12 protein-coding genes and 2 tRNA genes are annotated in these 16,345 nt (G+C 53.8%); 10 read left to right on the forward strand and 4 right to left on the reverse strand.

The genetic code is table 11. The features are described from left to right. Positions 1 to 69 precede the first annotated feature (69 nt). Positions 70 to 225 (forward strand): cytochrome c oxidase subunit CcoM, encoded by a 156-nt coding sequence (gene ccoM / locus ABA45_RS19765; protein ID WP_014870981.1) that lies wholly within the window; start codon positions 70 to 72, stop codon positions 223 to 225. A gap of 120 nt (positions 226 to 345) precedes the next feature. On the opposite strand, the gene ABA45_RS08070 is transcribed toward ccoM, so the two are convergent. Both ABA45_RS08070 and ABA45_RS08075 read right to left on the reverse strand, forming a co-directional pair. Then, a tRNA-Glu gene (locus ABA45_RS08070) sits at positions 346 to 421 on the reverse strand. Positions 422 to 508: 87 nt separating this feature from the next. After that, complete coding sequence (locus ABA45_RS08075; RefSeq protein ID WP_048385216.1) at positions 509 to 1,414, reverse strand: TIGR01777 family oxidoreductase; 906 nt, start codon at positions 1,412 to 1,414, stop codon at positions 509 to 511. A gap of 121 nt (positions 1,415 to 1,535) precedes the next feature. Here ABA45_RS08075 and ABA45_RS08080 point away from each other — a divergent pair, with 121 nt between their 5' ends. Together ABA45_RS08080 and ABA45_RS08085 are read left to right on the forward strand one after the other, a co-directional pair. After that, on the forward strand, positions 1,536 to 2,138 hold the full coding sequence (locus tag ABA45_RS08080; protein ID WP_048385217.1) for a DUF924 family protein: 603 nt from the start codon (positions 1,536 to 1,538) through the stop codon (positions 2,136 to 2,138). A 59-nt stretch (positions 2,139 to 2,197) separates the two neighbouring features. Next, positions 2,198 to 4,744 carry an EAL domain-containing protein gene (locus tag ABA45_RS08085; RefSeq protein ID WP_048385219.1) on the forward strand — a complete coding sequence of 849 codons (2,547 nt, stop codon included), beginning with the start codon at positions 2,198 to 2,200 and terminating at the stop codon, positions 4,742 to 4,744. 15 nt (positions 4,745 to 4,759) lie between these two features. Here ABA45_RS08085 and ABA45_RS08090 read toward each other — a convergent pair whose 3' ends face one another. Then, entirely contained in the window at positions 4,760 to 5,044 is a 285-nt protein-coding gene (locus tag ABA45_RS08090; protein WP_048385221.1) for a YebG family protein, read from the reverse strand. A 195-nt stretch (positions 5,045 to 5,239) separates the two neighbouring features. Here ABA45_RS08090 and ABA45_RS08095 point away from each other — a divergent pair, with 195 nt between their 5' ends. From ABA45_RS08095 to ABA45_RS08115, 5 genes are all read left to right on the forward strand, one after another. Beyond that, on the forward strand, positions 5,240 to 6,361 hold the full coding sequence (locus ABA45_RS08095) for a metallophosphoesterase family protein (protein ID WP_048385223.1): 1,122 nt from the start codon (positions 5,240 to 5,242) through the stop codon (positions 6,359 to 6,361). Then, positions 6,358 to 9,003, forward strand: coding sequence for an AAA family ATPase (locus ABA45_RS08100; RefSeq protein WP_048385225.1), 2,646 nt, complete (start codon positions 6,358 to 6,360; stop codon positions 9,001 to 9,003). Before ABA45_RS08095 ends, ABA45_RS08100 begins: the two co-directional genes overlap by 4 nt. A 120-nt stretch (positions 9,004 to 9,123) precedes the next feature. Next, positions 9,124 to 9,199, forward strand: a tRNA-Gly gene (locus tag ABA45_RS08105). 137 nt (positions 9,200 to 9,336) lie between these two features. Next, the gene (locus ABA45_RS08110; RefSeq protein ID WP_048385226.1) at positions 9,337 to 10,134 is read left to right on the forward strand and encodes an MOSC domain-containing protein; all 798 of its coding nucleotides are present in this window, start codon (positions 9,337 to 9,339) and stop codon (positions 10,132 to 10,134) included. Between the two features lie 8 nt (positions 10,135 to 10,142). Beyond that, positions 10,143 to 12,071, forward strand: a complete 1,929-nt coding sequence (locus tag ABA45_RS08115; protein ID WP_048385228.1) for an ATP-binding cassette domain-containing protein — start codon at positions 10,143 to 10,145, stop codon at positions 12,069 to 12,071. Positions 12,072 to 12,141: 70 nt separating this feature from the next. Here ABA45_RS08115 and ABA45_RS08120 read toward each other — a convergent pair whose 3' ends face one another. Beyond that, positions 12,142 to 12,573, reverse strand: coding sequence for a universal stress protein (locus ABA45_RS08120; RefSeq protein WP_048385230.1), 432 nt, complete (start codon positions 12,571 to 12,573; stop codon positions 12,142 to 12,144). Positions 12,574 to 12,966: 393 nt separating this feature from the next. Here ABA45_RS08120 and fadB point away from each other — a divergent pair, with 393 nt between their 5' ends. Both fadB and fadA read left to right on the forward strand, forming a co-directional pair. Then, positions 12,967 to 15,114 (forward strand): fatty acid oxidation complex subunit alpha FadB, encoded by a 2,148-nt coding sequence (gene fadB / locus ABA45_RS08125; RefSeq protein WP_014870993.1) that lies wholly within the window; start codon positions 12,967 to 12,969, stop codon positions 15,112 to 15,114. Positions 15,115 to 15,147: 33 nt separating this feature from the next. Beyond that, a complete protein-coding gene (gene fadA / locus ABA45_RS08130; RefSeq protein ID WP_048385232.1) occupies positions 15,148 to 16,323 on the forward strand; it encodes an acetyl-CoA C-acyltransferase FadA in 1,176 nt (391 codons plus the stop codon). Positions 16,324 to 16,345 lie beyond the last annotated feature (22 nt).

A 16,345-nucleotide genomic window follows, 5' to 3' on the forward strand; every position in this document is an offset into this window, starting at 1 on the left:
CAACACGAGGATATGCGGCAAGTCGTAACCTGAGTTCAGATCGAAACACGAGAATTTAGGAGATTTGCCATGTATCTGGACACTGTTGTTATCGCTGGCATCGTAACTGTGCTGCTGGTGGTGGCATTTTTTGTAGGGTTTGGCGTCTTTATTATGCGCGATCAAAAAGCCCATGGCCCTGACGCTAATGAAATCGCGGGTAAGAAGATAGATAAGCCATCTTAATTGAGGTCACGAGACCTGACAGGAAAAAATTGAGACGAGTAATATAAAAAATCTCCGGAGACTTTGACAGTTTGCGGAGATTTTTTGTATTCCAAAATAAGGCAAATAGGTTGAGCGAATTGGCGTCCCCTAGGGGGTTCGAACCCCTGTTGCCGCCGTGAAAGGGCGGAGTCCTAGGCCGCTAGACGAAGGGGACGCAACATATTCAACTACTTGCCTCATTGAGGAGGCGCACATAATATGAGCCGACCTTGCCTGTGTCAACACTTTTTGCCGCTATTATTCAGTTTGCGATCGCATCCTTTAGCGCAAGCTCCAACTCCGTGAAGCGGAATTCGAAACCCTCAGCCTGAAGCCTGGCGGGAATTGCGCGCTGCCCGGTCAGCAGCAGTCCGGACATTTCGCCCAACGCCAGCTTTAAGGCCACGGCGGGTGCCGGCAAAATCGTAGGGCGATGGAGCACACTACCCAAGGTTTTTGTAAATGTTGCATTGGTCACTGGAGACGGACTAACAACGTTGTATGCCCCCACTGCGGTCTCGGTAGTCAACATCCACAGCAAAGCCCCTACAACATCCTGTCGGTGCACCCAAGGCATGTACTGCTCGCCACTGCCAAGCTTGCCACCGACACCGAGTTTGAACGGCAGAATCATGCGTTGTAAAAAGCCGCCGTTGGGGCCCACCACGATTCCGGTTCGCGACAGGCAAACGCGCACACCCATATCAGCGAGCTCCATAGCGGTTTGTTCCCAGTCACTGCAGAGGCGATGGGTGAATTCGTTATGTGGAGGCGTCGCCTCGGTTACTTCAAGGCCACCCTGGGCGCCGTAAAAACCAACAGCGGATCCAGACACCATAGCCTGCGGCGGCTGCAGCCAGGTTTTTGCCACATCAACCAGCTGTTGCGTCAGTTCAATACGGCTGTCGCGAATTGCTTGTTTGCGCGTCTCGCTCCAGCGCTTATCAGCAATGCCTTCGCCTGCCAGGTTGATAATGGCGTCAAAGCCTTTATGGCCCCGCAATTTGGCCAAATCCGGCAGCGCCTCAACTCGACCGCATATAGCGCGCACATCTGCTGCACTCTGTCGGCTCAAAACCGTAATTTGGTCTCCGTTTGCGAGTAATTCGCGGCATAGAATCCGTCCGATAAAACCGGTGCCACCGGTCAGCAATATGTGTCTGCTCATGATGTTTCCATTCCTTGCGTAGAAGGCCCCTTAGTGCTGAAGGGTGTCTGTTGCCTTGTTTCCCGCGTACACTGTCGCATAAACAATTACTATGGCAACAACCTTAACAGGGTAATGGTGAATGTTCGATTGGAAAGACATTCTGGATTTCTGGTTTGGTGAGTTAGACAAAAATGGGCTGCCTGACCCGGCTCATAGCAATCGCTGGTTTCTGAGTAACCGAAAGTTCGATCAGGAAATCCGTAGGCGTTTTTTGTCGTTGGTATTGTTTGCCTCTGAGCAGGGTCTTGACCATTGGCAGAAAAAGGCTGGCGGCGTGCTCGCTGAAATTCTGTTGCTTGACCAGTTTTCGCGCAACATTTTTCGCGGCGGTGCTTTGGCATTTGAGCAGGATATTCTGGCTCGAAAGTTATGTAAGCAGGGTATGAGCAAAGGTTTTGACGTGTCGTTACCGGCCATTCAGCGGGGATTTTTTTATATGCCCTTGCAGCACTCCGAACGCCAAGAAGATCAGTCACTTGCGATAGAGTGTTTTGAACAGCTCACAGCATCCACTAGCGGCTTGTTGAAGGAGTTTATGGGCAGTTTTTTGCAATCTGCCCTTGAACACCAGGCAATAATCACGCGCTTCCGCCGTTTTCCGCATCGGAATAAAGCACTGGGGCGAACTAACACAAAAGAAGAGAGCGACTATTTGCTCAATGGAACACGTTTTGGCCAGTAAGTTTATGATGTTCCTGTCACCGGATTGGCCAGTAATGGATTTTCCTCACTAGGGACGCTATGCACCAAACAATAACCACTGCGCAATTTATTTATGATCTGATCGGGCGTAGAAGCCCGCTCGATGTCATTTTGTCGGCGATAAGTACAATGGTTGAAGAGCAGTTTCCCGATGCCATGGTGTCGGTGATGCTCTATTCCGCGCAAACCCGAACGCTGACCTTGGTCGCCGGTGATGCTTTCAGCCAGAACTATCGGCAAGCAATGCGCGACATACCGATTGGTCCGGAGGTGGGTTCTTGCGGAGCCGCCGCCTATCGTCGCGAGATTGTGGTGTGTGAAGACCTATTAACCGATAGCTGCTGGGTAAGTTTTATCGACCTGGTGAAGTCGGAGAAAATCGCAGCTTGCTGGTCAGCACCGATCATTTCCCCCTCAGGTGAACTACTGGGAACCTTCGCCACCTATTACCGTCACTGTAAATCGCCAGAATTGTCCGAAATCACCCTTATCCGCAAAGCGGCCGGCCTTGCCGCCCTTGCGATAGAGCACCATGCGGAAAGGGATCGCAGAGTGTCGAGTGAGCAGCGTTACCGGTCTTTGTTCAGCCAGCACCCTGATTGTGTCTTTGAGATTGGCCTTGATGGCCGCTTTGTGGACTGTAATCCGACAGCGGAAGTCATCTCCGGTTATAGTCGCGACCAGTTGGTCGGAGAGCATTTTAGTAAGGTGTTGTTACCCGAGTTTTACGACGTTGCTAATGAAGCGTTGATTTTGATGGCTGGAGGTGAGTCCCATAGTTACGAAATCGCTGGTTTGAACGCGTCGGGCGAAGCCATATTCGTAGACGTCATTAACCTGCCTATCGTCGTTGATGGCGACGTTAGGGGCGGTTATGGCATCGCCCGGGACATCAGCGAACGTAAAAAAGCTGAAGATCGTATGCGGTTGCTTGAACGCGGCATTGAGGCAAGTCCAAACGGCGTTGTGATGCTAGACGCGAGCGTGCAGGACTATCCAATGGTTTATGTGAACCCGGCATTCACTGAAATGTCAGGCTATCAGCCCGAGGAAGCTATCGGGAAGGGTTATTTGGTGCTCTTTGGCAAAGACACTGCGCCGGAAGCGTTGCGCTTGATCCGGTCAGCGTTGGAGCATCAGGAAGAGTGTGATATCACGCTTCTGTCCTATCGGAAAAATGGTTTCACCTTCTGGAAAAAACTGACAATAACCCCGGTCTACGATGGCCGTGGAGAGTGCACTCACTACATTGCGGCCCAGCAGGACGTTACGCGTCAACTGAAAAGTGAAGAGCTTCTTGACTATCAGGCTCGCCACGACCCCGTTACCGGATTGCCAAACCATCGGCTGTTCGAGGCGCACCTCAGTCAGGTATTTGTCCGCGCGCGCGGCAGGACCAGCGACATGGTGCTGTTGTATGTCGACCTTGACGATTTCAAGTCGCTGAACGAAAGTCTTGGCCGCCAGGTGGGGGATTTGTTGTTGGCGGTAGTCGCCGATCGCCTGCGCAATTTGTTAGCCAATGATGATGTGCTCACCCGTTTGGCAGCAGACGAATTTGTTATCATGCGGCCGGCCTTGCAAGCTGAGGCTGAAGTGAAGATGCTTGCCAGCCAAATGTTGACTTGCCTTGCGGAAGCCTATGACATAAAAGGCCAGCGCTTGAGTATCAGCGCCAGTATTGGCATTGCGTCAGATGACGGTTCAGTTGAGCAGCCAAAAGAACTCTTGGACAACGCCGCTCTGGCAGTGCGCGAAGCCAAACGCCAGGGCGGCAATACCTTTTGTTGGAACCATGGTGCAGCTTCTACCGCCGGCACCGAACAGGTGATGATGCGGTGTGAATTGATGGAAGCCATCGAAGCCCGGCAGTTTGTGGTGTATTACCAGCCCCTGGTGGAAGCTAAAACCGGCCGTTTGCGCAGCGCGGAAGCGTTGGTGCGTTGGAATCATCCGGTTCGCGGACTGTTGCTGCCCGGGGCCTTTATTTCGTTGGCGGAACAGACCGGGCAAATTGTTGCTATCGGCCGCTGGGTATTGCATCAGGCATGCATGGATATGGCTCAGCGCTGGCGCCAAACGGGCCAGGCGGTGTCGATTGCGGTCAATATTTCGCCCTTACAGTTTCGTCGGCCAGAGTTCATCGATGACGTGCTCGCCGTGCTTGAAGCCAGCGGATTACCGCCGGAATTGTTGGAGCTGGAAGTGACGGAGGGCGTGCTGCTTTCCGGTATCGATAAGGCGATCTCCATGCTAGAGAGTCTTCGTGACCTGGGAGTTCAGGTGGCTATTGACGATTTTGGCACTGGCTTTTCCAGCCTGAGCTACTTGCGCCAGCTACCCATTACCAAGGTAAAGCTGGACCGCAGTTTTATCATTGATGTCACAACCGATCGCGGCAGTGCTGCGATTGTACAAGGGGTGATTACAATGGCGCACCATCTTGGCCTTTTGGTAGTGGCCGAAGGCATAGAAACGGTTGAGCAGCAAAACTACTTGGCGGCCAGTGATTGCGATTTGCTACAGGGTTTTTTGTATTCCAGACCCGTGCCGTTGGGCCAGTTTGCTCTGGGGCTGGAATACTGATTCGCTAAAAGTACGTTACTGGTCGGGGGTGTCTGCCGTCTGGTTTAGCAGCTCGGGTTTTTTCAGCGCCCGCGCCAGCAGCTCCCGCTCTTGCGCCAATACCAGCGCACATTGCTCAGCCATCTGCTCGCCGATGCCTTCTACCCTGCGCTCCAGAAATACCCGTAATTCGTCCGACAACTCCAGCATTCTATCGCGTTCATCTGCTTCCTTTTTAGAAGTGAATAGCAGATTGTTGGGATCAGCCATTGCTTTCTCCTTGCCATCACGGTCGCTGAAGTAAAGCGCTTGTACGCCCATATACGTCTCCTTGCCGGGTGTTTAAGCCGGTATCGACTGTTTTTAAATGAAAAAACCTGACCAACGCAAATACACCGATCAGTGCGCGAAGCAGCTTAGCACTGTTTATATATACAGTTCTAGTGGCACAGGCTGCGTCAGACAGTATATTGGTGGTAATGTTTCGCCCTTAATTTCACCAATCAGGCCATCACTATGCCAAGGTTCCTTCATACCGCCGACTGGCAAATAGGGCGCTATTTCAATCGTTTTGATACCGATAACAGCAGTGCACTGGCTGATGCGCGCTATGGCGCTATCGAACGCTTGGCGCAACTGGCGGTGGAGCATAACTGCGATGCTGTGTTGGTGGCCGGCGACGTTTTTGATGCGCAAGCCGTGTCTGACCGCTGCATCCGCCGCACATTTAATGCGACTTCGGGTTTTAAAGGGCCTTGGGTAATGCTGCCGGGCAACCACGACGCAGCGCTGGCCGAAAGCGTGTGGACCCGCGCCCGGCGAATCAACGCGGTGCCAAACAATGTGCACCTTGCACTACAAAGCGGTGTTATAGAGTTACCACAGCAGAAAATTGCGGTATTGGCGGCGCCTTTGACCCAGCGCCACACCTACGATGATTTGACCGCGCCCTTTGATTCAATCAGCACCCCGCCGCAATGGCTGCGGGTGGGCCTGGCCCACGGCAGTGTGCAAGGTGTGTTGGCGGAAGACATTGATGCCACCAATCCGATTGCGGCCGATCGCAGCGCAAGCGCCGCGCTGGATTACTTGGCGTTGGGTGATTGGCACGGCCTGAAACAGATTAATGAGAGAACTTGGTACAGCGGTACCCCGGAGCCTGAGCGCTTCCGTAATAATCAGCCGGGTTTTGCACTGTTGGTGACCGTGTCCGAACCTGGCGCTCTGCCTGAGGTGGAAGCACTCGAAACGGCACGCTATCACTGGCATCAATGGCAAGAAAAGTTGGTGGTAGAGACCGATATTGATGAGTTGCTGAAGCGTCTTGACGAGCTACCGGAAAGTTCTGTTTTGGATCTTAAGCTGGAAGGTAGCATCACCCTGGCGGATGAGCAGCGTCTGGCGGATGCTTTGTCCCGCGCTGAGGCGCGTTATCGCAGCGTTACCTATGATCGCTCCCGTTTGTTGCTGGCGCCCACGGAGGAAGATCTGGCAGGGTTGCAGGCCAGCGGCTACGTTGGTGATGTGCTTGAACAGCTGCAAACCCGGCAGAGTGGTGCCGAAGCGCAGACTGCCCGCGATGCCCTGGCCATACTCGCTAACCTGTTACTTGAAGCCCGCGAGGAGAAGCATCCATGAAACTTGAAAGTGTGCGGGTGGAACAGTTTAAACAGTTTAGAAAACCGTTTTTATTAAATGGTTTGAGTAACGGTATTAATGTTATTTCCGGGCCAAATGAGGCGGGTAAAAGCACGCTGGTGCGGGCAATCCGGGCGGCATTTTTTGAGCGCCATCGCTCCAAGTCGGCCGAAGATTTGCGGCCTTGGGGTGATTCATCTGCAGCACCCGCCATCGAATTGGTGTTTCATCATAATGGTCAGAACTGGCAGTTGAACAAGAGCTTTCTGCAGCGTAAACGCTGTGACCTGTCGATACAGGGCACCACTTATAGTGGTGAGGAGGCAGAAGAAAAGCTGGCGCAGTTGTTGGGTTATCAGTTCCCTAAAAAAGGCGCGAGTAAAGAAGAGCACTGGGGTATCCCGGGGCTACTCTGGGTAGAACAGGGCAGTGGGCAGAATATTGAACAGGCCGTTGTGCATGCGGGTGATCATTTGCAATCGGCGCTGAACAGCCTGGTATCGGAAGTTGCCAGTGAGGGTGGTGATGGGTTGATTCACACCGTACGCCAGCAGCTTGGCGAACTGTTGACCGCAGGCGGCGCACCCAGGGGTGAATACAAGCAATTGCTGGCCGACGAGCTACCCGGGCAGCAAGAGCTTGACGTGTTAAAAGGCCGCATAGATCAGTATCAAAATCAGGTAGACCGGCTCGCCAAGGTGGCGCGGGAATTTCACAAGATTGACCGTGAGCAACCCTGGATAAAGGTGCGTCAGGCTCTTGCCGAGGCCCAAGAGTGTTACCGACATATTGAGTCGTTACAGGGCCAGCAGCAAACGTTGAACCAGGCTTTGATCTCGGTACAACAACGAGCGGCACTTTTACAGCGCAACAAACAGCAGGTACAGGCAGATGGCAAACAGTTACAGCAGCGCGAGCAAGAGCACAACACGGCGCAGCAGGCACTGAATGACGTACAAGCGTCCGCAGCCGGTTTGCATGCTGCTTTAGAACAGTGCCAGAGCCAGTATCGCGATGCGCTGGAGGTAGAGCGTCAGGCCGGGCTGCTGGAAACTCGGCAGCGACTGGATCATAGCAGTGTCAGAGCAAAAACGCAGTTGCAGCAGTTGTCTGAGCGCAAATCACGGGCGGTAGAGTTACAGCAGGCCCTGGGCGAGAGCCGTATGCTGACGGCACGGCATCAAATCAGCATAGCCGCCGTCGATCAGTTGCGCACAACTCAACGCCAGCTGGACGATACACGCCTGCGTTCCCAGGCAATTGCCACGCGAATTGAATGGCAACTGGAGGCTGGCCAACAGATCGAGTTGGGCCAGGATACGTTGCCGCATCAGGGCGAGCAATTGTTACTGAGCAGCACGCGCCTGCGCATTGCGGGTGTTGGCGAGTTTACAATTACCCCGGGTGGCGATGATTTGGCCCGCTGTCAGCGTCAGCTGGAACAGTTGCAGTTGGGCTTGGGTGAGCAGTTAATGACACTGGGTGTTGCAGACCTGGCGGCGGCAGAACAGACGCTGGTTGCTCAGGAGCGTGCGCAAGCAGACGTGCATCGATTGCTGGAATTATTGCAGTCGTTGGTTCCCGGGGGTCTGGCAAGTCTGGACAGCGACTCTCAGGCCTTGAACGCGGAGCTTGAGCGTAACTACGCAGAAAAAAAGGCTTTGGCACCCGCTACGACATTGGCTCAAGGCTTGCCGGCTCAGGCTCAGGCGCAAGATCTGCGCAGTAACGCTGAAAATCGGTTATCAGCAGCAGAGAAGCGCTCCAGCGAACACGAAAAAGCGCTTTTGGCCGCATCCCATCGTTACCAGAACGCCGATCACGAGTGGCGCACGTTACGCACCAGTCTGAACAGCGAGCAACGCCAGCAGGAAGTGATACAGTTGGATAGCGATTTGACCGCAGTTGAGCAGGAGCAGGCGCGGCAACAGGAGCGTTTGACGGAGATGCTGGCGCAAATCGCCGCGGCGCGGCCGGAATTAGTGCAGCAGGATATTCAGCGCCTGGGAGCCAGCGCGGATCAGCTTGAGCAGGCTCAGCGAGGGCGCGAGCTTGAGTTGAAGGAGCTGCGGGCACGATTGGAGATCTGGGGTGCCGAAGGTCTAGAGGGGCAGCGTGGTCGTTGCCAAGCCGAACTGGAGCAAAACCGGCGCCGTTGCCAGCAACTGCAGCGCCGGGCAGAAGCGCTGGAGTTGCTGCTCGAGCTATTAACGGAAAAGCGCCAGGCGTTGACTCAGCGCTTGCAAGCGCCTTTACAAAGGCACTTGAATCATTACGTTACGGTGTTGTTTCCCGACGCTCAGCTTGAGGTAGACAGCCAATTGCTCCCGGGCCGTTTCACCCGCAACGGGGAAACCGGTCAGATGGCCGAACTCAGTTTTGGTGCCCGAGAGCAGATGGGGCTTATTAGCCGTTTGGCCTACGCCGATTTATTGAAAGAAGCCGGTAAGCCGACGTTAATCATTCTGGATGATTCGCTGGTACACAGCGATAGCGGTCGCTTGGACAGCATGAAACGAATTCTGTTTGACGCGGCGCAGCGCCATCAAATCTTGTTGTTTACCTGCCACCCGGATAACTGGCTTGACATGGGTTCAGAGACAATTAATCTGGAAGCGCTAAAGGCCAGGGCATTGCTTTAAAGATCCAAACGCGGGGGTCCTGATGGTTATGTTGAAAAATTTCGCGTACGGCTGTTGACCCTGGATAAAACATCCGTATAATGCGGATCCGTTGTCAGGCAACAACTTACGACAACATTAGCGGGAATAGCTCAGTTGGTAGAGCGCAACCTTGCCAAGGTTGAGGTCGCGAGTTCGAATCTCGTTTCCCGCTCCAAATTTGAAAACCCGGTCTTGTAAAAGACCGGGTTTTTTTATGTTCGTTTTAACCACAGGGGCAAACACAAGGGTAATAGCGTTAGCGCTCGGCTATACTCTTGCGTCTTCTTTCATGCTGTCGGCCCGGAGACTTTTATGCGCGTGCATTCGCTGTTTCTGTATCCGGTCAAATCCCTTGCGGGTATTGCCGTGGACTCTTTTGAGCTGGACCAATTTGGCCCGGCCGGCGACCGGCGCTGGATGCTGGTTGACGACGAATGTCAGTTTGTAACCCAGCGTACAGTGCCACAGCTGGCATTGGTTCAGCCGTCGCTGGGTGCCGATGGCGGGGTTTCTATTACCCTACCAGGGCAACCGCCTATTGCGCTGCAAGCCAGTGGTGAGAACCTGTCTGTGCGAGTATGGCGCGATTGGGTTCAGGGCCAGGTGGGTTGTGATGCGGCAAATGGTGCCGTCAGTCGCTTTTGTGGGCTGTCTTTGCGCTTCGTATTCATGCCTGATAGCAGTTTTCGCCAAGTGCAGACCAATCTGGCAACAGAACGCCGGCGTGTTAGTTTTGCTGATGGCTATCCGTTGCTGGTTACCAATACGGCGTCACTGGTGGAGCTGAATGAACGCTTGGCGGTTTCGGTGGATATGCGTCATTTTCGCCCTAATATTGTGGTTGATGGCGCCGCTGCCTGGTCGGAAGACAGCTGGCAGGCCGTTACCATAGGCGAGGGCAGTTACCGGGTGCTTAAACCCTGTTCCCGTTGTGTGATGACCACTGTTAACCCAGATACCGGGGAAAAAGCCGCCTCGGTCCAACCATTGCGGACGCTTGCGACCTATCGCCGCACCGCTGACGGCATCATGTTCGGAATGAACGCGATTCACGACTCGCCTTGCCGGCTGAGCGTGGGTGACTGCGTTATCGTGAATCAATCGGAGTAATAAACTACGTGCCTTTGTTAACGCTGGACGGGGTTTCCCTGTCGTTTGGAATGCAGCCGCTGTTAGATAATGCCTCATTGGTGATGGAGGCCGGTGAGCGGGTGTGCCTGTTGGGTCGCAACGGCGAGGGTAAGTCTACCCTGCTGAAAATCGTCAACGATGAAGTAACGCCAGACGGCGGCATCGTCCGCTTGGAAGACGGTGCGGTGTTGGCGGTGTTGCCACAGAATTTGCCCTCTGGCGATACCCGCACCGCCTACGATGTGGTTGCTGGCGCTTTTCCTGAAACTGGGGCATTGCTCATTGAGTTCCACCATCTGACCCAACAGACAGACGAAAAGAGCCTGAACCAAATGATGAAGGTGCAGGAGCGTCTGGAGGCTTTGGACGGCTGGCGCCTGGATCAAAAAGTCACCAGCATGCTGGCGCAGTACGGGGTAGATCCTGATCGCACACTGGATACTCTGTCGGGTGGCTGGCAGCGCCGGGTTCTGCTGGCGCGGTCGCTGGTGGCCGAGCCGGATATTCTGCTTTTGGACGAGCCTACCAACCACCTGGACGTGCCCGCTATTGCCTGGCTGGAAGACGCTCTGACCCAGTTCCGTGGTGCCATCCTGTTTGTGAGCCACGACCGTGCGTTTATTCGCCGAATGGCCACTCGGGTGGTGGAGCTGGATCGCGGTCAGTTGGTCAGCTTTGCCGCCACTTACGACCACTATCTGGATTTGAAAGAAAAAGCGTTGGAAGAAGAGGAGCGTCACGCAGCCTTGTTTGATAAGCGCCTGAAGCAGGAAGAAACCTGGATTCGCCAGGGCATCAAAGCTCGTCGTACGCGCAATATGGGCCGGGTGAGGGCACTTAAAGCGATGCGGGAAGAGCATCGCCAGCGCCGAGTGCGAGGTGGCACGGCCACTTTTGCGGTGGAAGACGCCGCTCGCTCCGGTAAACTGGTGGCTGAAGCCTTGGGCGCCGGTTTTGCTTACCCGGGCCATCCTGCGGTTATGCGTGACATGGACCTGACCATTCTGCGCGGTGACAAAATTGGCCTGGTGGGTGAAAACGGCACCGGCAAAACCACGTTGGTGCGCCTGCTGCTGGGCGACCTGAAAGCCACTGAAGGCAGCATTCGCCGCGGCACAAACCTGGAAGTGGCCTATTTCGACCAACTGCGGGGCGAACTGGATTTAACTCGAAACGCGATTGACAATCTGTCGGAAGGTCGTGAATTTATTGACATTAATGGTCAAAGCAAACATGTTATGGGGTATCTGCAGGACTTCCTGTTTACCCCGGAGCGGGCACGGTCGCCTGTCAGTGTGTTCTCCGGTGGCGAACGCGCCCGCTTACTGCTTGCCAAACTGTTCAGTAAGCCAGCCAACGTGCTGGTGCTGGACGAGCCCACTAACGATCTGGATGTTGAAACCCTGGAACTGTTGGAAGAGCAACTGTCGGAGTTTCGCGGCACGGTGATTGTGATTAGCCACGATAGGGAATTCCTGGACAACGTGGTCACCGAAACGCTGTTTCTGGACGGTACTGGGCAGGTGCACGAGTTTGTTGGGGGCTATACCGACTGGCGCCGCCAGGGTGGCCAATTTCCAGCCGAAAAAACCGGCAGCCGGCCCGATCGGCAGCGCGACAAGCAGCAAAAGCCGGAAAGTAAGAGCAAGAGCAAGCCAGCTGCGCAGTCCGGGACAAAGCCGACAGCGGCCAAAATCAGTTATAAGTTGAAACTGGAGTTGGAGCAGCTGCCGAAGACCATTGAGCGCCTGGAGCAGGAGCAAAAGCAGCTGCAAGGCTTCATCGGTTCAGCGGACTTCTACGTTAATTCTGCGCACAAAGTTGATGAGACTCTGGCTCGGCTGACGACGGTGGGAGCAGAGCTGGAGACCGCAATGGAGCGTTGGATGGAACTGGAGGAAATGACTGGGAAATGAGTCCGGCGATTTTCTAGCTGATGGCTCGCCGGCGTTTCGCCGGCAAGCCATCAGCAAATCACGGCCAGTCTTAAAAAATACGTACGGCCAACACATCGCACTCAGTGCCGTGCAGTACTCCGTTTGCGGTAGAGCCGAGCAATAATTGAAAGCCTTTACGGCCATGACTGCCGACAATCACCAAGTCAATGGCGTGTTCTTTGACCAAGCGGTGTACTTCAGACTCAGGGCGGCCAACGGTCACCACCTGATTTTCCTCGGTAATGCCGTATTCTTCACCGTACTTGGTCAGCTGCTCGCGGGCAGCCTTGTCGAGCTGGTCCTGTAATTCGGTCAAGTCCATCGGAATATCGCCACCATAGGCGTAACCCACAGGCTCGACCACGTGTGCCAAGATAAGTTCAGCGCCTTGGCTAGTAGCCATCTCTTTTGCTTTGTTCAGGACTTGTGGCGCTTCTTCAGTTAAATCAATGGCAACCAGCAACTTCTTGTAAACAGGCATGGCTCTATTACTCCGTGTGTTGCGAATGTCAGAACTCTTGATTACAGGATAGTATGGTTAAGCTCGGCGGAAAAGGGGCTAGGCTACGTTAGGTTTTGTTTAGCAGAGTTCTTGGCTGCATTGAAGCCTTGCCATATTTTGTTCAGAGTAAGCCTGCGCAGTAACAATCGACGTTGCTTGCGATAGGTCACGTTCAGAAAGAAATTGACAAACGGACAGTTTTTTCTCATCGTGTGGCCTCGATATTCAAACAGATGTATGAATTTGAATTGAAGATCGGGTAGCGGCCGCAGTGGTTAAAGGTTCGCTGCATCTGCAGTCGGAATCTTGCAAGTGAATGTGCAAGCACTCCGGCGCACAAAACAGTTCCAATCACAGACTGGAGATCAGTTGATGATTTACGAAGGTAAAGCCATCACGGTTAAAGAGATCGAAGGCGGAATCGCCCAGTTGAACTTTGACTTGCAAGGCGAGTCTGTCAACAAATTCAACCGTCTTACCCTAGAAGAACTCCGTAATGCGACAAACATACTGACGTCACGGACGGATCTGAAGGGTCTTGTTGTTACCAGTTCCAAAGACAGCTTTATTGTTGGCGCAGACATCACTGAATTTAAAGATTTGTTTTCCGGCCCGGAAGACGAACTGGTGGCCAACAATTTAGGCGCCAATGAAATTTTTAGTGCCATTGAAGACCTGCCATTTCCCACGGTTACCGCCATAAACGGTATTGCGTTGGGCGGCGGTTTTGAAATGTGCCTCGCCACCGATTACCGGGTTATGGCACCAAAAGCCAAAGTGGGCCTACCGGAAACCAAGTTGGGCATCTTTCCGGGCTTTGGCGGCACCGTACGCCTGTCACGTCTGGTTGGCGTCGATAACGCGGTTGAGTGGATCTGCGGTGCGACCGAAAATCGCGCAGACGTTGCTCTCAAGGTGGGTGCGGTTGATGCGATTGTTGAACCGGATAAGCTGGTTGACGCTGCGCTGAGCATTATTCACCAGGTGAACAACGGCAAGCTCGACAATTTGGCGCGCCGTGAAGAAAAGAAAGGCAAAATAAAGTTGAATGTCATGGAAAGCATGATGGCATTCGAGATTTCAAAAGCTTTTGTAGGCGCCAAGGCCGGGAAAAACTACCCGGCGCCGGTTGAAGCGATCAAGGTGATGCAGAAGCACGCCGGTATGACTCGCGACAAGGCTATTGAGGTAGAAGCCAAGGGCTTCGCCAAAATGGCGAAAACGGAGGTTTCTGCAAGTCTGATCGGTCTTTTTCTGAATGACCAAGAACTCAAGCACAAGGCGAAACGCTGGGCCAAAGACGCTGCCGATGTAAAACTGGCAGCGGTCCTGGGTGCAGGCATTATGGGTGGCGGCGTGGCGTATCAGTCCGCGCTCAAAGGCACGCCTATCATCATGAAAGACATCAATCCCGAAGGCATCGCCCTGGGCCTGAAAGAAGCCAAGAAGCTTCTGCTCAAGCGCATTGACAAGGGACGCATGAAACCGGATCAGATGGCGGACGTGCTGAACAGCATCACCCCGGCGTTAAACTATGGCGATTTCAAGAACGTAGATTTGGTTGTTGAAGCAGTTGTTGAGAATCCGAAAGTAAAAGATGCTGTTCTGCGCGAAGTTGAAGGTCAGGTTCGTGAAGACGCCATTCTGACGTCTAACACCTCGACCATCTCCATTGACTTGTTGGCAAAGAATCTCAAACGCCCGGAAAATTTCTGTGGCATGCACTTCTTTAATCCAGTGCACATGATGCCTCTGGTCGAGGTTATCCGCGGTAAGAAAACCAGCGATCGTGCCATTGCGACTGCCGTGGCTTATGCCACTGCCATGGGTAAAACGCCCATAGTGGTTAACGATTGCCCGGGCTTTCTGGTCAACCGGGTGCTGTTCCCGTACTTCGGTGGCTTTATTGGACTGGTCCGTGACGGCGCCGACTTTCAGAAAGTCGACAAGGTGATGGAAAAGTTTGGCTGGCCCATGGGCCCGGCGTATCTGCTCGATGTGGTTGGCATGGACACTGGCAAACACGCTGGCGCAGTGATGGCTGAAGGCTTTCCTGATCGTATGAAGCACGAAGGCACCACCGCCATCGACGTGATGTTTGATAACAAGCGTTACGGCCAAAAAAATGAGAAGGGCTTCTACCGCTACGAGCTGGACCGCAAGGGCAAGCAGCAAAAAGTAGTCGACGAAGAATCCTATAAACTGCTGAAGCCGGTTGTTCAGGGTGATAAAGAGTTTGAAGACGATGAAATCATCGCACGGATGATGATCCCGCTGTGTCTGGAAACCGTTCGTTGTCTGGAAGACGGCATTGTAGAAAGCCCGGCTGACGCCGATATGGGCTTGATCTACGGTATTGGCTTCCCTCCGTTCCGCGGTGGCGCACTGCGCTATATCGACCAGATTGGCTTGGACAAATTTGTGGAGCTGGCTGACAAATACGCAGATCTTGGGCCGCTGTATCAGCCTACTGACAAGCTGCGTGAAATGGCAAAAAACGGCCAGACCTTCTTTGCTTAACCCTGAACGAGATTTCCGAACGGAGAAAGATCTATGAGCCTTAATCCGAGAGACGTTGTCGTCATCGATTGCGTGCGGACTCCGATGGGCCGCGCCAAAAACGGCTGTTTCCGCAATGTACGTGCAGAAACCCTGTCGGCAACCCTGATCGACGCGCTATTCGAGCGCAATCCGAAGCTCGACCCAAAAGAAGTAGAAGATGTAATCTGGGGTTGTGTTAACCAGACCCGCGAGCAGGGCTTTAATGTTGCACGCAACATTTCCCTGTTGACAAAAGTGCCCCACGAAGCCGGTGCCCAGACGGTTAACCGTCTGTGTGGTTCGGCCATGAGTGCGATTCACACCGCGGCTCAAGCGATCATGACTGGCAACGGTGATATGTTCTTGGTGGGTGGTGTAGAGCACATGGGTCACATTAGTATGACCGATGGGTTTGATCACAACCCGGCGGCGTCTAAGTACACGGCCAAAGCCTCCAACATGATGGGTCTGACGGCAGAAATGTTGGCCAAGATGCATGGCATCACCCGTCAGCAACAGGACGAATTCGGAGCGCGTTCTCATCGCTTGGCGCAGGAAGCCACCGATGAGGGCCGTTTCAAGAACGAAATCGTCCCTATAGAAGGGCACGATGAGAACGGTTTTAAAGTGTTGATTGAGCACGACGAAACCATTCGTCCGGAAACTACCGCTGAGTCATTGGGCCAATTGCGCCCGGCATTTGACCCGAAAAACGGCACAGTAACCGCCGGTACGTCATCACAGCTTACCGACGGTGCAGCGGCGATGGTGTTGATGTCAGCTGAACGTGCCCAAGCCCTTGGCCTTAAGCCTATGGCGCGGATAGTGAGTATGGCGGTAGCGGGCGTTGACCCGGCTATTATGGGCTATGGTCCGGTACCAGCGACCAAGAAAGCGCTCAAGCGTGCCGGCCTGAAAATCGAAGACATCGATTTTTGGGAGCTGAACGAGGCCTTTGCCGGGCAGTCATTGCCGGTGTTGAAAGATCTTAAGCTGATGGGTGTCGTGGATCAGAAAGTGAATCTTAACGGCGGTGCTATTGCACTTGGCCATCCGCTAGGCTGCTCTGGTGCGCGCATTTCAACCACGCTGTTGAATATTATGCAGGCCAACGGCGGTAAATATGGTGTATCCACCATGTGTATCGGCTTAGGCCAGGGTATAACGACGGTGTGGGAGCGGCTGTGATTCCCTGCGGAATCTAGCTGAC

It is taken from the genome of Marinobacter psychrophilus, assembly GCF_001043175.1.
Classification (GTDB): domain Bacteria; phylum Pseudomonadota; class Gammaproteobacteria; order Pseudomonadales; family Oleiphilaceae; genus Marinobacter; species Marinobacter psychrophilus.

What these genes read in the sequence shown, in the direction of transcription:
- ABA45_RS08120 (WP_048385230.1), bottom strand. Translation starts at nt 12,573, where the DNA reads ATGCCTGTTTACAAGAAGTTGCTGGTTGCCATTGATTTAACTGAAGAA.
- ABA45_RS08090 (WP_048385221.1), bottom strand. Translation starts at nt 5,044, where the DNA reads ATGGGCGTACAAGCGCTTTACTTCAGCGACCGTGATGGCAAGGAGAAA.
- ABA45_RS08080 (WP_048385217.1), top strand. Translation starts at nt 1,536, where the DNA reads ATGTTCGATTGGAAAGACATTCTGGATTTCTGGTTTGGTGAGTTAGAC.
- ccoM (WP_014870981.1), top strand. Translation starts at nt 70, where the DNA reads ATGTATCTGGACACTGTTGTTATCGCTGGCATCGTAACTGTGCTGCTG.
- fadA (WP_048385232.1), top strand. Translation starts at nt 15,148, where the DNA reads ATGAGCCTTAATCCGAGAGACGTTGTCGTCATCGATTGCGTGCGGACT.
- ABA45_RS08100 (WP_048385225.1), top strand. Translation starts at nt 6,358, where the DNA reads ATGAAACTTGAAAGTGTGCGGGTGGAACAGTTTAAACAGTTTAGAAAA.
- ABA45_RS08075 (WP_048385216.1), bottom strand. Translation starts at nt 1,414, where the DNA reads ATGAGCAGACACATATTGCTGACCGGTGGCACCGGTTTTATCGGACGG.
- ABA45_RS08085 (WP_048385219.1), top strand. Translation starts at nt 2,198, where the DNA reads ATGCACCAAACAATAACCACTGCGCAATTTATTTATGATCTGATCGGG.
- ABA45_RS08095 (WP_048385223.1), top strand. Translation starts at nt 5,240, where the DNA reads ATGCCAAGGTTCCTTCATACCGCCGACTGGCAAATAGGGCGCTATTTC.
- ABA45_RS08110 (WP_048385226.1), top strand. Translation starts at nt 9,337, where the DNA reads ATGCGCGTGCATTCGCTGTTTCTGTATCCGGTCAAATCCCTTGCGGGT.
- fadB (WP_014870993.1), top strand. Translation starts at nt 12,967, where the DNA reads ATGATTTACGAAGGTAAAGCCATCACGGTTAAAGAGATCGAAGGCGGA.